This window comes from Solwaraspora sp. WMMD791, assembly GCF_029581195.1.
GTDB lineage: Bacteria > Actinomycetota > Actinomycetes > Mycobacteriales > Micromonosporaceae > Micromonospora_E.
Genome location: NZ_CP120737.1, coordinates 1253170 through 1269222, shown reverse-complemented (window position 1 = coordinate 1269222; position 16053 = coordinate 1253170). Strand labels below are relative to the sequence as shown.

Sequence of the window (16053 nt, the reverse complement as noted above, 5' to 3'; positions counted from 1 at the left end):
CCGCACTCCTCGCGGCACCGGAGGGGCATCTTAATTTCCACTGAAAATTATCGGTGACCCGGCAATCACCTTGGGTGATATCCGCAGCGTCGGGCGGCAAGGTCCGACCGGGAACTAGCGGGATGATTCCGACGCAGCGGCCAGGCCGCAATCAAATTGCGGCACCGTTCATCCGCCGACGCCTCCGGTACGTAGATGCTGAGGGACGGGCACTGGAGCGGGTGAAACAACCGGGAAGCGGTACGGTTTCTCCCGGCGCCAAGCCGAGGGCAGGATACTGACGGCGATCCGGGCACACAGCGCGGAGCGCCGCAGGTGTGGGTGGCACCGAGCGGGAGATCGAGGAGCACATGGCGCGGACGAACCAGAACCAGCGACCCGCCGGACCCAGGCCCGAACTCGCCGGCGGGCGGCAGCCGTCGCGGTTGTCGGTCCTGATTCTGTCGGCATCGGTCCTGGCGGTCTTCTGGGCACTGGCGATGCTCACGTCGGCGGGCCGGGTGGCCTACGTCTACACGTTCTTCTTCCTGGACTTCTTCGGTGGCGTCTTCGCGCTGGTGGCGCTGAGTCTCACCGTGATGATCGGCCTGGCCGCGACCGATCGCATCGTGCTGCTGCCCCGGCACCGGGTGCTGTTGCAGTCGGCGCACCGGACCACCGGGATCATGGCGATCGTCTTCCTGGTGCTGCACATCGTCACCCAGATCACCACGGGTGCCGTCTCGGCGGTGGGGGCGTTCATCCCGTTCCTCGGTGGTGGCCAGGCCGTCTACGTCGGGCTCGGCACCTTCGCGGCGTACCTGATGTTCGCGATCCTCTGGACCGGCCTGGCGCGGGCCCGCTGGGTCGGAGTCGGCCCGCCGTGGCTGTGGCGGGCGCTGCACAGTGGTGCGTACGTGGCCTGGCCGATCGGCATCACCCACGGCCTCGGTGCCGGGCGGCCGCCGGCGACCTGGGTGACGCTCAGCTACCTGGGTTGTGTCCTGATGGTGGTCATCGGGCTGCTGGTCCGCTTCGCGACCGGGGTGGGCAAGAAGAAGCCGTTCGTGTCGCAGGCCACCGGGACGTCGATGAAGCCGGTGGGCAAGATGGCCGACGACTCCCGCTCCTCGTCGAGCCGCCGGCGGGGTAGCCGGGACGAGGGGGTCAGCCTGGAACCGGCGACCGCTCGGTTCGGCTCCTTCGGTGACCGTCCGGTCGACATGATCGATTCGTGGGCGCCGGCCGGTGCCGGGCGCGGACCGGCCAGCCGCTCGGCTGACCGGTACCGGGTACCGGAGGTGCCGCAGCCGGCTGCCCGGTCGTCGGTGGCCGAGCAGACCCGGGCGTACCGCCAGATCGACGCACCCCGCGAGGAGGACAACGGCCGCGGCCGGTACGCCGAGGACCGGCCTGCCACCCGCCGTGGCGCGGCCGGTCGTGGTGACGCCGTCGACCGGGATCGGCGGGACGAGGAACCGGCCGGCCGGGGCCGGTACGCCGACGACGACACCGGGTCGCGACGGCGCTACAGCGACGACGCCGAGCGGCGGCGCCAGGCCGAGCCGGACAGTGCCCGTCGCCGCTACGCCGACGACGAGCGCGACTACGACGACCGTGGCTACGACAGCCGGCGGGCGCCGGAGGAGCCGGTCGGCTCCCGGGGCCGGTACGCCGACGACCGTCCGGTCTCCGGAGCCGGTGCGCGCAGCCGGTTCGCCGACGACCGTCCGGTCTCCGGAGCCGGGCCGCGCGGCCGCTTCGACGACCGGCCGGTCTCGGCCGAACCGGCCCGTAGCCGGTCGGCCCGCCGGCGGGCCGAGGCGCAGGCGCCGGTCGGTCGGGAGATCGACGACTACCCGCCGGGTGACGACACCCCGACGCTGGTCGACCTGGCATCCCGCCGCGCCCAGCGGGCCGCAGCCGCCGAATCGGCCGGCCGCCGCACCCGTGGTCGCCGCGGTGCGGCCGACGACACCGACGAGGACTACTGGACCCAGCTACGAGGAGAGGCGAATTGAGGGCGACGACGACCGTTCCCCCCGTCGCGACCGTCGGCCCGCCCCGGCTGACCGCCGGGTTCGAGGAGTTCGGTCGATTGGACCTGCGGGCACACGAGGAGGTGCACGGAGGTGTGGGGCCACTGTCGGTCAACGACCTGATGCGCCTCGGTGAGGCGATCGACCTCAAAGGCCGCGGCGGGGCCGGATTCCCGTTCCACCGCAAGGTCAAAGCAGTCGTCGATTCGGCCGACAAGCAGGACAAGCCGGTTGTCGTCGTGGTCAACGCGACCGAGGGTGAGCCGGCCAGCTGGAAGGACAAGGTCCTGCTCACCCGGGCCCCCCACCTGATCCTCGACGGTGCCGCGCTCGCCGCGTTCGCGCTGGAGGCCGAGGAGATCGTCATCGGCGTGGCCGACGACGGGGTGGGCGGCGGCTCGCTGTCGGCCGCCCTGGCAGAACGGCGGATGCCGGTGCCGACCAGCATCGTCACGGTGCCGCACCGGTTCATCTCCGGCGAAGGTGGCGCGCTGGTGCGCGGCATCAACGGGTTGCCGCACATCCCGCCCGGGGTCAAGGTCCGGGCCAGCGACTCCGGCGTGTCCGGCCTGCCCACCCTGCTGTCCAACGCCGAGACCTTCTCGCAGTTGGCCGTCGCCGCCAGGCTCGGCCCCTACGAGTACTGCGCGGTCGGCCTGCCCGACGAGCCCGGTACGGTACTGCTGACCATCGGCGGGTCGGCCGCCCGGCCGGCAGTGGTGGAGTGCCCGACCGGCACGCCGCTGCGCGACATCCTGGAGTTGTGTGAGGCACCGGTCGGACCGGGCCTGCTCATCGGCGGGTACCACGGCAAATGGATCACGCCGGAGGCGGTGGCCACCGTGGAGGTCTCCCGCAAGGGGTTCACCAAGGTGGGCGGCACCCTCGGCGCCGGGATCACCATTCCGCTGGGGGAGGGGACCTGCCCGCTCGGCGAGGTCGCCCGGGTCGTGCACTACATGGCGGGCGAGTCCGCCGGCCAGTGTGGGCCGTGCCGGCTCGGCCTACCCGACATGGCCCGCACCATCGACTCGCTGGTCATCGGGAGCGCTGCGGTCGACGCGGTCCGGGCCGCCGCGAGTGTGATCAAGGGCCGGGGGGCGTGCAGCCATCCGGACGGCACCTCGCGGTTCGCGATCTCCGCGCTGGACGTCTTCGCCGAGGACCTCGCCGCGCACGCCGGTGGCGACGGCTGCGGCAAGCCGGTGAAGGGCGTCCTGCCGTTGCCGGTGGACGCGCCGTCCGGTGGCACCAAACGGCTGAGCGTGGACTGGACCCGCTGCGACGGCCATGGGCTCTGCGCACACGTGGTGCCCGAGTACATCCGGCTGGACGCCAACGGGTACCCGGCCTTTCCGTCCAGCCCGGTGCCGGTGTGGCTGGAGCCGGGTGCCCGCAAGGCGGTCAACGTCTGTCCGGCGCTGGCGTTGCGGCTCAGCGAGGGCAAGAGCGGCCACTGACGGTCCACGTCGGATGCCCGGATCCCCGGGGTGACCGGGCCCGGGCATCCGGCAGGCGGGCGCCACGTCGAGCGGTCTCCGCATCCGCCGTCGGCTTTTCTTCCCGGCGCTCACCTGCGACACTGCAGGGGTGTCGAGAGATGTCGATTCATCGCTGGTTCGGCGGCGTCGAGCCGGCTCCTGGTGGCTGCTGCCCGAGGCGCTGGCGCTGGCGCTGCTCGGCGTCGGTTTCTACTACTCGACGGCCGTGGCCGCGCCGACGCTGACCGAGGACCAGGCGCGCGCGGACGCGGCGGCGCGGATCGCGGTGACGATCGAGCAGTCGACCAGCGACGAGCACGCCGCGCACGGCCACGAGGTGAACCCGGACGAGCGGATGCTGTGCACGGCCGAGATCTGGAAGATCGACGAACCAACCACTGCCAGCGGTGCCGCGACCGCCTACGGCTACTACCTGTGCGCCACCGGTACGCCGGGCACACCGTACATGCTGTCGCGGATGAACGCCGGTCCGATCGTCGCGCGGCTGACCGACCCACCGCAGATCACCGTCACCGCTCTCGACGAGGACTTCCGCACACAGGTCGAGGCGATGATGCCGGCGGAGTTCGTGGAGCAGTCGTTCAAGGGGTTCAGCGACCCGGGCCGCGCGGACGCCTTGCGCAAGCGGTTCGAGAGCCAGGTCAGCCGGGCCGCCTGAGCGTCGCCGACCACCCCGTCCGCGCCGTGCTCCTCAGCGCACCAGGCTGCCGATGAGGTTGATCAGCACCGCGAGGATGACCGCGCCGAACAGGAACGACAACATCGCGTGGCCCAGTACGCTGCGTCGCATCGCGCTGCTGGTCAGCTGGGGATCGGAGACCTGGAACGTCATGCCGACGGTGAACGCCAGATAGGCGAAGTCGCTGAACCGGGGCGGCTCGTCGGTGTGGAAGTCGATGCCGCCGACCTGACTCCCGCCGTAGTACAGGCGGGCGTAGCGTCCGGTGAACACCTCGTGGATGACCGCCCAGGACAGCACCACGGTGCCCACGCTCACCCCGATGTGCAGCACGCCTGCCGGGTCGTGACCCACCTGCGGCGCGCCGAGCAGCGCCGCCACCGCCAGCAGGCTGGCCACCGCCGCACCGAGCAGCACCACGTCGGCAAGGAGCCGGCCGGGATCGACCTGGTCGACCGCACGGGCGGTCGCCGTGGCGTCGCTGCGCCAGATCACCGGCCACCGCCACGCCAGGTATCCGCCGGCGGTGACGCCCCAGCCGACCAGCGGCCCCAGCAACGTCGGCCCGGTGAGTGCCACGCCGCCGGCCACACCGACGCCGAGGCCGGCGAGCGCCAGCAGTTGCCAGGGCGGGTGCCGGGCCCCGGACCGGCGCGGCTCAGACCGGCTGCGGGGCATCGGCGCCGGTCGGCGTGAGCCGACGGACCGGTCGGACCGTCCGGCGGGGCCGCAGGTCGCGGCTGCGGCGGGCGACGTCGACCGTGAGCCGGCCCAACCGGGTACGCCGGAGCTGGTCGATGCGTTCCAACGGCAGCAGACCCAACGCGGCCCCAGCGGCCGCCGATCCACCGACGATGGACCAGCCGACCGGCCCCAGCGGGCGGCAGCCGAAGAAGTGGCTGACCACCGGGGTCTGCACCACCCCGAAGAGGGCGCCCATCGAGACGCCGGCAGCGGCGAGCACCATCGGGTCACCCTTGGCCGCGACGGCGGTCTGGGCCAGCTGCGCGGCGACCAGGCTGGCGAGCGCCACGCTGCTGGCCCGCGCGGGGGTGCCGGTGAACCGGGCGGCCAGCCAGCCACCGGTGGTGGCCAGCGCGGTCGCCGCGGCCCGCCGGGCCACTTCGCGGTGCAGGCTCGCACCCAGTGACGACTCCGGTCCCTCGCGGGCCAGCTCGTCGGCGGTACGCCCGCGCGGCGGACGGGCGGCGACGGTGATCGCCGGGAGCAGGTCGGTCATCAGGTTGACGAACAGGATCTGCCGAGGGTTGAGCGCCTGCTGTCCGGACAGCAGTGAGCTCAGCACGGAGAAGAGGATCTCGCCCAGGTTCCCGCCGAGCAGCAGCGCGAGGGACTCGCGTACCGAGATCCACATCGCCCGGCCCTCGGTCACGCCTTCGGCGATGCTCTCGATCCGGCCGTCCACCACGATCATGTCGGCGGCCTGCCGGGCGGCGCTGGTGCCGTGGTCGCCCAGCGCGATGCCGACGTCGGCGAGCTGGATCGCGGGGGCGTCGTTCGCGCCGTCGCCGGTGACCGCGACGACCCGGCCGGCCTGACGCAGCGCGCGCACCACGGCGACCTTGTGCGCCGGGCTGACCCGGGCGAAGACCGCCGTACGCGACACCAGATCGGCCAGCTCGTCGGCACCGGCCGCGTCGAGCTCGGCCCCGGTGACCACGGCGCTGCCGTTGAGCAGGCCGAGCTGCGCGCCGATCGACTCGGCCGTGCTCGGATGGTCGCCGGTGAGCATCACCACGGCGATGCCGGCCTGGCGCAGCCGACCGATCGCTGCGGCGGCGCTGTCGCGGGGCGGGTCGACGAGCCCGAGCAGGCCCCGCAGTTCGAGTTGGCCGACCCGGTCGTCGTCGAGGTCGCGTCGGCCGGACGCGGTCCGGCCGGCCACCGCCAGCACCCGCAGCCCGTCGCGGGCGAGCCGGTCGATCGCGGCGTCGATCTCGCGGCGGCCGGTGTCGTCCAACGGGACCACCTCCCCGTCGCGGCGCCAGGTCGCGCACCGGGGCAGCACGGTCTCGGGTGCGCCCTTGACGCTGATCGTCGCCCCGTCCGGGCAGGAGCCGAGCACCGCGTGGAAGCCTCGTCCCGGTTCGAACGGCAGCTCTGCCAGCAGTTCCCAACCGTCGGCACCCTCCCGGATGCCGACCCCGGCCCGGTGTCCGCCGTCGACGACGGCCTGGTCGGTCGGATGCGGCAGCCGCTGGTCGCCGTCCGGAACCGGGGTGGCCCGCAGCGCCGCCGCCAGGATGTGCCGGTGCCCGTGGCCGAGTGCGTCCACCGGTTCGGTGCGTCGACCGTCGCAGACGGCCTGCAGCTGGATCGCACCCTGGGTCAGGGTTCCGGTCTTGTCGAAGCAGATCACGTCGACCCGGCCGAGTGCCTCCATCGCCCGGGGGTCGCGGATCAGCACGTTGTGGCGGGACAGCCGCTTGCTGGCGCTCAGTTGCGCGGCGGTGGCGACGAACGGCAGCCCTTCGGGGATGGCGGCCACCGCCAGCGCGACCGAGGAACCGACCGATTCGCCGAGCCGGCCCCGCAGCAGGCCACTGCCGAGGGTCGCCGCGGCGGCGGCCAGCGCGGTCGGCACCGAGGCGGCGGCGAGCTGCCGCAGCCGGGCCTGAACGCCGCCGCGCGGTGCCTCGTCGCGGACCTGGTCGGTCGAGCGACCCGCCTCGGTCGCGCGGCCGGTGGCGACCACGACCGCGGTCGCCGTTCCGGCGGCGACGGTGGTGGCGGCGTACACCATGCTGGTCCGGTCGGCGAGATCGGCGGCACCGGTGCGGTCGGCGGACTTGGCGACCGGGGTCGACTCACCGGTCAGGTTGGACTCGTCCATCTCCAGGCCGTTGGCCGTGACCAGCCGACAGTCCGCGGGCACCGAGTCACCGGGTTCCAGGCAGATGAGGTCGCCGACGACCAGCTCCTCGGCCGGTCCGACGCGCTGTTCGCCGCCGCGTCGCAGCCGTACCCGTAGCGCACCGGCGCTGAGCAGCCGCCGCAGGGCCCGCCCGGCGGTGACCTCCTGGGCGCCGGCGAGCAACGCGTTGGCCATGATCACTGACAGCACCATGAGGGCGTCGACCGTGGATCCGGTGATCGCCGACACGCCGGCGCCGGCGGCCAGCGGCCCGGTCAGCGGGGTGTCGAGTTCCTCGGCGGCGGCCTGCCACAGTCCGCGGGTGGTGTCCGCCTCCGTACGCTCGCCCTGCTCGGCCCGTCGCTGCCGGGCCTGCGCCTCACTGAGCCCGTCGGGACCGGCGTCGAGCCGGTCGAACACCTCGTCGACCGGCATGGTGTGCCACGGCGTGTCGGTCGCCGGCGCGGGCGTCGGCCGGTGCCCCAGGTCGCGGGCGGCGCGGTGGCCGAGGGCGAGGTTGACCAGTCCCGCCACGTTGTCGATCAGCAGGGACCGGGCGGCGCCACGCTGCGTACCGTCGAGCACGCCGAGCGCGGCGGCGGCCAGCGAGCCGATCATGGCCCGCTGCGCGCTCGCGGCGCTCACCGAGCGGGCCAGGGCGGTGGCCTCCAGGACCAGCCAGGCCGTCTCCAGTCCGGGTGCGCAGATCAGGTGGGCACCCCACGGGGGCCGGCGGGCGGCGGCACGGATCACCCCGATGCCGCAGTCGGCGGCGGCCAGGGCCACGTCGTTGCGGGCGGCCACCAGGATCACCCCGTGGCCGGCCTGCTGCAGGGTGCGCACCGAGGCGGCCAGTTTCGAGCCACTGGCCACGGTGCCGTCGGCCTGGCAGCGCCGGGCCAGGGCGCTGCCGGAGGAGCCGCCGGCCGGGTTGCGTCCGGCGCTGGCACGTCCGGCGATCAGCAACCGTCCGACCCGGCGGGCGGCGGTGGTCAGCGCCTCGGCCTGCGGGTCGAGTTCCGCCTCCGCCCGGACCAGGGCGATCAGTTCGCCGTCGTGGGTCAGCGCCAGGACGTCGGATGCCGTGCCGTCGCCCGACGGTCCGGCACCGACCCGGTCCAGCGCGTCGGCGGGCACCGGACGGTGCAACCGGTGCGGTGGGGTCAGCGCCCAGCCGTCGTTGCACCCGGCGGTACCACGGCCCGCACCGGCGTCCACCAGCCGCGTCGCCTGCTGCCGGGCCTGCTCCTCGGTGCCGCTGACGGTGACCACGGCGGTGATCGAGGTGCGGCCGGTGAGCAGCACCGAGGCGTCGACGACCACGGTGTTGACGCGGTCCAGGCGTCGTAACGCGGCGGCCTCACGGACCACCACCCCGTGCCTGGCCAGGGTCCGGCCGAGCTGACCGGCATAGGCGTCGCGACCGGTGCGGGCGCTGCGGGGGGAGGCGACGGCGGTGACCCGGGCGGCGCGTTGCCGGCCGCCGGGCAGCATGGTGAGGATGCCGGCGGCGACCAGGGTCATCGTGCTCATCCGTTGGGCGTACTGCTCGATCGGCCCGTCGGGCAGCGGCCGGGGACGGGTCGGCGGCGGCAGCACCGGGGCGCGGCTGGCGTCGGCGTCGGGATGCAGTTCGTGGACCCGCCGCGCCCACACGTCGTGGTACGCGGCGTCCTCGGCGATCAGCGAGGCCCGCAGCACGGCGTCGGTGAGACTGGTCAGTGGGCGTTGGGAGGCGGCGGCCACCGCGGTGCTGAACAGGGCCTGGCCCAGGTCGGCCCCGACCGGCCCGAGGGTCCGGCGCAGCCAGGCCCGCAACTGAGGTACGTGTTCGAAGGCCGCCGGTAGCGCCGCGATCTCGTTGGGCATCGCGGGTAGTCGGAGCACCTTGCCGAGCGCGCCGACGCCAGCGCCGATGAGGTCACCGGCAAGCGAGACCATGTTGCCGGTGCCGGAGTCTACGTGGGTGGTGCCGGTGGCCTGCGGGGCGACCTGCCGCTCCGCCCGGGTGAGCGCGGCGATCAGCCGGCTGCCGCTGAGGACGTCGGGGTCGAACCGGACCACCATGCGGCACAGGGCGCCGTTCCACGCCGCCCACTGCACCCCGTTGACGCTCTGCAGCGCCTGCTCCAGCTCCGCGACGTCGGCGACGACCTGGCCGTGGTCGTCGGTGCTGACCTCCAAGTGGGCGTGGCCGTCGTAGGCCCAGGCATGCCGGGCGTGCGCCATCCGGTGTCGCCGTACCGACCTGACGGTGGCTGCCGGACGCTCCAGCATGGGCGTCACCTCCCAATGGCTGCCCGCCGGGGGGAGGACGGTGATGGTCTTTGTCGCTTACCCACCGTAGATCCGCCCGCGATGGATCCGAGGCACTTTCTCCTTTTCTGGATACGTCCCGCCCGCTCGAGAAGTGGCCAACTGGTCACTTTAAGTAATCAGATGCTCGCTCTATGCTGGAAATGGTCGCCGTGGTCGTCGATCGACCGACTGAGGTGGCCTGCTGGGAGGGACCGCCATGGCGGAGCCGGACGAATGGGACAGCCGTACGCTGCTCGCTCTGGCGGGCCGGTCCCGGGCGGCACCCGGCCTACCAGCCGTGCTGCGGGAGGTCGCCATCCGGTTCGCGGAGACCTTCACCGACGCCGACCGTGCCTGCCTCGCCGATGGACCCGCCTGGCACGCGGCGGTCCGGTCGGCACTGGACCGGCTGCGGTCGGCCGGGCTGGTCGACGGCCTGCGTACCGTGCGGCTCACCCCGGCCGGCCGGCAGCGTGCCGCCGCCCTCGCCGCCGCGGCACCGGTGACGTCCGTCCCCTCCGAGACGGTTCCACCGGCCGGCCCGGACCCGCCGCCACCGACCCCGATCGCCGCCCCCGGCGTGATAGCCGACCCGCTGCGCGGCGCCGGCGGTCGCCGACGCCTGGGTTTTCCTGCCGGCCCGGACGAGCCGATGCCGGTTCTGGTGGCGCTCAACCTGCACTTCGCCGGTGGCGCGCAGCGGGCCGCCGAACACCTGGCCGGACTCTGGTTCCGGGTCACCGCCGGGCAGCATCCCCGCCCACTCGCCGGCGAGTACGTCGCCGGGGAACTCAGCCTCAACCAGATGAAGCGGCTGGTCGCGGCCGACACGGTGGCCGCCGACCCGGCCGGCCGCAGCGTGCACCGGATCTGGCCGGACTTCCCGGTTCGTCCGCAACTGGACGCGTCGGCCGCGACGATCAAGGCCGACGCGGCCCGCCGTACCTTCGGCGCCCGGGGCGACCGGATCGTCTGGGCGGTGATCGACTCCGGCATCGACGCCGACCACCCGCACTTCACCAGTTACGCCACGCTCAGCGCCCCGGAGGTGCGGGACCTGCACCGCAGCTTCCCCGCCGGCGGTGCGCCGCAGCCCGACGGCGCGCTGGTCGACGACAGCGGCCACGGCACCCACGTCGCGGGCATCATCGCCGGCGGGATCGACCGCTGGGCCGCCCAGGACCGGCAACGTACCGCGCGGGTCATCGAGTACCACCACGACCTCGACAACCCCGACGAGCCGATCCCGGTGCCGCGCGAGCAGGTGGATCCGGACCGGCTGACCGGGATCGCACCGCAGACCCGACTGGTCAGCCTCAAGGTGCTGCACGGTGGCGGTGGACTCGCCGAACGGGTGTCCCGGGTGATCAGCGCGCTCGCCTACGTACGGCAGGTCAACGCCCAGAGCGACCGGGTCATGCGGATCCACGGGGTGAACCTCAGCGTCGGCTACGAGTTCGACCCCGAATGGTTCGCATGCGGGCAGTCACCGTTGTGCCGGGAGGTCGACAAACTGGTCCGCTCCGGTGTCGTCGTGGTCACCGCGGCCGGCAACTCCGGCTACGGCACGGTCGGAGCGTCGTACGGCGTACCGTCACGGTTCGTGCTCGGGTCGACGATCAACGACCCCGGCAACGCCGAACGCGCCATCACCGTCGGCTCGACCCACCGTGACATGCCGCACACCTACGGGGTGTCGTACTTCTCGTCCAAGGGGCCGACCGGTGACGGGCGGGCAAAACCCGACCTGGTCGCCCCCGGTGAACGGATCGTCTCCTGCGCGGCGGGGGCCCGGCTGACGGCGGCCCTCTCCGGCTGGACCGGCCCACCGGTCGCCGTCTACCTGGAGGAGTCCGGGACGAGCGTGGCCGCACCGCACGTCTCCGGCGCGGTCGCCGCGTTCCTGTCGGTGCGCCGTGAGTTCATCGGCCAGCCCGACCGGGTCAAGCAGGTGCTGCTCGACACGGCCGTACCGCTCGGCCGGGACCGACGTTTCCAGGGCCGTGGCCTGGTGGATCTGCTCCGGGCTTTGCAGGCGGTGTGACCCGCGGAGGAGACGGAGATGACGCTTCGACGCATCGGCGGGCTGCCGTTCTGGCAGGTCCGCTTCGACGCGGCCGGCGACGCCGATCCGGCGGCGGTCGCGGCGCTGCTGTCCGGGGTACGCGCCTGTGCCGTCACCGACCTGGTGGTCTTCGCCCACGGATGGAACAACGACGGAGCCATGGCGGCGACGCTCTACGACGGCTTCCTGGGTCTGCTGGCCGCCCAGGCCCGGCGGAGTGGACCGTGGGCGGACAGCATCGGCCTGCTCGGCGTGCACTGGCCGGCGCGCCGGTGGCCGGACGAGCCGGTGCCGGACTTCCCGGCCAGCGATCCGCTGACGGACCACGTACCGGCCGGCGCAGCCACCGTCACCCGCCGGCCCGACCACGACGGCGCACCGCGCCCGGCCGGGCTGGACGACGCCACCCTGCGCGCCCTGCGGTCGACGTTTCCCGCCGGAGCGCCGGCGCTGGACCGGATGGCCGCGTTGCTGCTGACCCGGCCGACCCCGACCCTGGTCCGTGCGTTCGCCACCGAACTGCGCGGGTTCGCGCTGGTCGTGGCCGACGGATTCGACGACGGCGAGAGCGGGCCGGCCCGCCCCGACGCGGTGCCGCTGCCAGGGATGCTGGCCGCCGAACCGACCGACGTCTACCGCCGGTTCCTCGACGAACTGCGCCGCTGCCGGACACCGTTGGCCGAACCGGCGCCCTCCGGCGCGGCGGCCCTGGCCGATCCGCTGCGCGGGATCTGGCACGGTGCCAAGGAGGCGCTGCGGCAGCTGACGTACTGGCAGATGAAGAACCGGGCCGGGGTCGTCGGGCAGACCGGACTCGGCCCGGTGCTGGACCGGCTGCCGGCCGCGGCACCCGGCATCCGGGTCCATCTGGTCGGCCACAGCTTCGGTGCCCGCCTGGTGAGCTTCGCGGCGGCCCACGCCAGCGTCACCGTCCGGTCGGTGACGCTGCTGCAGGGGGCCCTGTCCCGGTACGCGTTCGCCCCTCGGCTGCCGTTCGCCGTCGACCGGCGCGGCGCGCTGGCCGGACTGGCCCGACGGATAGACGGACCGGTGGTGGTCTGCCGATCGGTCAACGACGCGGCGCTGGCCGTGTTCTACCCGCTCGCGTCGGTGGCCGTCGGCGACGACGCGGCGGCGCTGCCGACGCTCGGGCAACGCTGGGGTGCCCTGGGCTACCACGGTGCCAGCGCGGTCGACGCGGTGTCCGTGCCAATGGCCGCAGCCGGGGACCGGGCCGGCTACCGGCTCGAGCATCGGCGAATGGTCAATGTCGACGTCTCCGCGGTGGTGCGCCGGGGCGGTCCACCGGCCGGGGCGCACAGCGACATCGTCCATCCCGAGCTGAGTTGGCTGGTGCTGGCCGCTGGCGGCCTGGTCGGCCGGGCGGGTGCACCGATCTGACTCCTGCGCCGGATCACGGACCCGCCGCACGCGCCGGGCATTTCCGGTACCGGTCCCGGTGGCCCGTGTCGTGCCGACGGGTCAGTCGAAGAACCGGGCGAGGTGCTGAGGGTCCGGCTCCGGGTCCGCAGCCCGGGCGGCGACCAGGTCCGCGAAGACCGTGGCCCCGTCACAGGACGCGTGCTGCGGGTACCAGCGGCCGGCCGGAGCCGGCTGCTGGCAGATGCCCTTGATCGTCTGCAGATCGAAGAACCGCAGGTGGGTCGGGTCGGCTACCGCGTTGACATGCCGCCACCAGGGCGAAAGCACATGCAGTACGCCGCCGGGGCGCAGCACCCGGTGGCACTCGTCCAGCAGCTTCAGGTAGTCGGTCAGGTGCTCCAGGACATGCACCGCGAAGATCTGGTCGGCCGATCCGTCGCGTACCGGCAACCCGTTGCGTAGGTCCGCCACCACCGACACGGCCTTGCCGGGTCGCTGGTCCAACCCGATGTTGCCCGGATACTGGGGACACTCGCCGCACCCGATGTCGAGGATCACCGGTTCCCGGCCGGCGACCCGTACCCGGTCCCACACCCCGTGCACCCCGGCCAGCCGGCCGAGCGCCTCGCGTACCCGCCGGAGCTGGTCGTCGTCGGCGACGTCGCCGGTCAGGTGGGCCACCCCACCGTCGAAGCGGACCTCGATGTCGAGGTCACGTAGCCGGGGATCGGTGGCCAGCAGGTCGGCGGCGACGGCCGACAGGTACCCGTCGTGCAGCTGGTGCCGGGCGTGGGAGAACTCCGTGTAGAACACCCGTCGCCGGTACCCGGTGACGCCGGGGCGAAACGCCGCCGGTCAGCGCGGTTCGCCCACCGCCGCGAGCAGTTGCTCGACGCTGGTGAACCGCTCGACCGGCAGCGCCCGCAGCGCCTGCAGCACCGCGGTGTCGGCGCCGAGCTCCTGCGCCCGGCGGATGAGATCCTCCCGGGACAGCGGGAAGTCCAGACCCTCGGCATGGTCTGCCAGCCACAGCGCGTCCGTCATCAGAGCCCCTCCGTGGATGTGTCGGTCTTCAGGTCGAGGAGGAAAGGCAACTCCTGCGCGGCGGTTGCCGTTGGCTGTCCGGTCGTGGACCTGCCGGTGGTGCGGGCGGACCCACGACCGGGACGTGAACGCACGGGGCGGTCGTCGGTGGAACAGAAACCCCGAGGGCGACCAAGGGAGCACCCCTTCCTTCGAAGGCGGGAGGACGTCAAGACCGCACACCTACCCGCCGACCGGCGGGTCTACGCCTGGCGGGCCGATCACTCCCACAGGATGAGCCGGAATCGCCCGGTCCGACGCCACGATGGCGCTGACACCGGACGCCGCAGGGCGTCGGCACCGACCCGGACCGTGCCGTCGACAGCTGACGTCAGCCCTGCGCCGGACACCGGCACGAGGGGGAACGGCCATGCCGCGCGCAGTGGGTATAGACCTGGGCACCACCAACTCCGTCGTCGCCGCGGTCTGCGGGGGACGTCCGTCCGTCGTGCCGAACACCGCCGGGCTGCGGACCACACCGTCGGTGGTGGCCTTCACCGAAGCCGGCGCCCGGCTCGTCGGCGACGCCGCCCGGCGCCAGGCGGTCCTCAACCCGAAGGGCACGATCCACTCCGCGAAGCGGTTCGCCGGACGTCGCTACGACGAGGTCGGCCGGGAGGCCGCCGCAGTGCTGTTCGACGTCGTCGGCGAGGGCGCGATGGCCCGGTTCGAGGTCAAAGGCCGGCGGTACGCACCTGAGGAGATCAGTGCGGTGGTGCTGCGTACCCTGGCCGACGAGGCGGCAGCGGTCCTGGGCGAGCGGATCGATCAGGCGGTGATCACCGTACCGGCGCACTTCGACGACGCCCAGCGCACCGCGACCCGGCGGGCCGGCCGGCTCGCCGGCCTGGAGATCCTGCGGATCATCAACGAGCCGACGGCGGCGGCGCTCGCCTACGGCCTGCATCTGCGCCACCGGCGGACGGTCCTGGTGGTCGACCTCGGCGGCGGCACCTTCGATGTCAGCGTCCTGGACGTCGGCGACGGGGTGGTCGAGGTCCGGGCGTCGGCCGGGGACACCCATCTGGGCGGCGACGACTTCGACCACCGGCTGGTGGAGCACCTGGTGGCCGAATTCCACCGCGACCACGGCATCGACCTGGCGGCCGACGCCCAGACCGGCCAACGGTTGGCCGAGGCGGCGCGGCGCGCCAAGGAGGAACTCTCCTCGGTCACCGAGGCCGAGGTGAACCTGCCGTTCGTCGCCTCCGACCCGACCGGGCCGCGACATCTGCGTACCCTCGTCGACCGGGCCCGGTTCGACGAACTCACCGCCGATCTGGTCGGACGGTGCCAGGCACCGGTGGAGCAGGCGATGCGCGCCGCCGGCGTCGGCCCGGCCGACCTCGACCAGGTGCTGATGGTAGGGGGTGCCACCCGGATCCCGGCGGTGCGCGACCTGCTGCGGCGGCTCACCGAGGGCCATGAGCCGCAACTGCTGATCAACGCCGACGAGGTGGTGGCGTTGGGCGCGGCGGTCCAGGCCGGGGTGCTCACCGGGGGCGGCAGCCGGGCGCGGCTGCGGGAAGTGACCCCGTTGGCGCTGGGGCTGCAGGCACACGACGAGACGATGGTGACGATCGTCGAGCGCAACACCGCCCTCCCGGTCCGCCGTACCCAGGTCGTCTCCACCGCGCGCGACGGCCAGACCAGTGTCGACGTCGTCGTCCGGCAGGGGCAGCGCACCCGGGCGGCGGACAACCGGATACTGGGCCGGTTCCGGCTCACCGACATCCGGCCGGCACCGTGCGGCGTGCCGAGGATCGAGGTCACCGTCGACATCGACGTCGACGGCATCGTCACCATCTCGGCTCGCGACGTCGACGGTGACCGCAGCCGGTCGGTCACCGTCACGCAGGTCGAGGCCCCGACCGGCACCGTGGCCGGTCCCGGTCCGTCGCCGGACGTGGACGACACCGCCGATCCGGGCCGCGAACTGGCCGCCCTGGCCGACCTGGTCGACCGGGCCCTGACCGACGCCACCACCGCGCCGGTGCACGAGCAGACCCGGGCGCGGATGGTGGTCGACGACGCGCGCGGTGCGATCGCCGAGCGGGCACCGGCGGACCGGCTGCGTACCCTCGCCGCCGAACTGCGGCAGGTCGCCGCTGCCTTCACCGCCGAGGCCACCACCAGCCGTCGTCGGTGAC

At 73.5% G+C, this 16053-nt stretch carries 10 protein-coding genes; 6 read left to right on the top strand and 4 right to left on the bottom strand.

All coding sequences use genetic code 11. The annotated features are described in order from the left end of the window. Positions 1–317 precede the first annotated feature (317 nt). The 3 genes from O7623_RS05395 to O7623_RS05385 all read left to right on the top strand — a co-directional run bounded on the left by O7623_RS05395 (position 318) and on the right by O7623_RS05385 (position 4178). Complete coding sequence (locus O7623_RS05395; protein ID WP_282227484.1) at positions 318–2000, top strand: hypothetical protein; 1683 nt, start codon at positions 318–320, stop codon at positions 1998–2000. Further along, positions 1997–3478 (top strand): NADH-quinone oxidoreductase subunit NuoF family protein, encoded by a 1482-nt coding sequence (locus tag O7623_RS05390; RefSeq protein ID WP_282227483.1) that lies wholly within the window; start codon positions 1997–1999, stop codon positions 3476–3478. The genes O7623_RS05395 and O7623_RS05390 overlap by 4 nt, the downstream gene beginning before the upstream one ends. Before the next feature lie 130 nt (positions 3479–3608). After that, positions 3609–4178 carry a hypothetical protein gene (locus tag O7623_RS05385; RefSeq protein ID WP_282227482.1) on the top strand — a complete coding sequence of 190 codons (570 nt, stop codon included), beginning with the start codon at positions 3609–3611 and terminating at the stop codon, positions 4176–4178. A gap of 33 nt (positions 4179–4211) precedes the next feature. Here O7623_RS05385 and O7623_RS05380 read toward each other — a convergent pair whose 3' ends face one another. Together O7623_RS05380 and O7623_RS05375 are read right to left on the bottom strand one after the other, a co-directional pair. Further along, complete coding sequence (locus O7623_RS05380; RefSeq protein ID WP_282227481.1) at positions 4212–4877, bottom strand: DUF1345 domain-containing protein; 666 nt, start codon at positions 4875–4877, stop codon at positions 4212–4214. Further along, on the bottom strand, positions 4858–9351 hold the full coding sequence (locus O7623_RS05375; RefSeq protein WP_282227480.1) for an HAD-IC family P-type ATPase: 4494 nt from the start codon (positions 9349–9351) through the stop codon (positions 4858–4860). The genes O7623_RS05380 and O7623_RS05375 overlap by 20 nt, the downstream gene beginning before the upstream one ends. Before the next feature lie 238 nt (positions 9352–9589). Between O7623_RS05375 and O7623_RS05370 the strand changes: the two genes are divergently transcribed. Next, positions 9590–11416, top strand: a complete 1827-nt coding sequence (locus O7623_RS05370) for a S8 family peptidase (RefSeq protein ID WP_282227479.1) — start codon at positions 9590–9592, stop codon at positions 11414–11416. Between the two features lie 18 nt (positions 11417–11434). After that, positions 11435–12838, top strand: a complete 1404-nt coding sequence (locus O7623_RS05365; RefSeq protein ID WP_282227478.1) for a hypothetical protein — start codon at positions 11435–11437, stop codon at positions 12836–12838. An 81-nt stretch (positions 12839–12919) separates the two neighbouring features. On the opposite strand, the gene O7623_RS05360 is transcribed toward O7623_RS05365, so the two are convergent. After that, entirely contained in the window at positions 12920–13597 is a 678-nt protein-coding gene (locus tag O7623_RS05360; protein WP_282229320.1) for a methyltransferase domain-containing protein, read from the bottom strand. 78 nt (positions 13598–13675) lie between these two features. Continuing rightward, on the bottom strand, positions 13676–13864 hold the full coding sequence (locus tag O7623_RS05355) for a DUF2795 domain-containing protein (RefSeq protein WP_282227477.1): 189 nt from the start codon (positions 13862–13864) through the stop codon (positions 13676–13678). Positions 13865–14273: 409 nt separating this feature from the next. On the opposite strand from O7623_RS05355, the gene dnaK reads away from it, so the two are divergent. Beyond that, entirely contained in the window at positions 14274–16052 is a 1779-nt protein-coding gene (gene dnaK, locus O7623_RS05350; RefSeq protein WP_282227476.1) for a molecular chaperone DnaK, read from the top strand. The last annotated feature ends 1 nt before the right edge of the window (position 16053 follow it).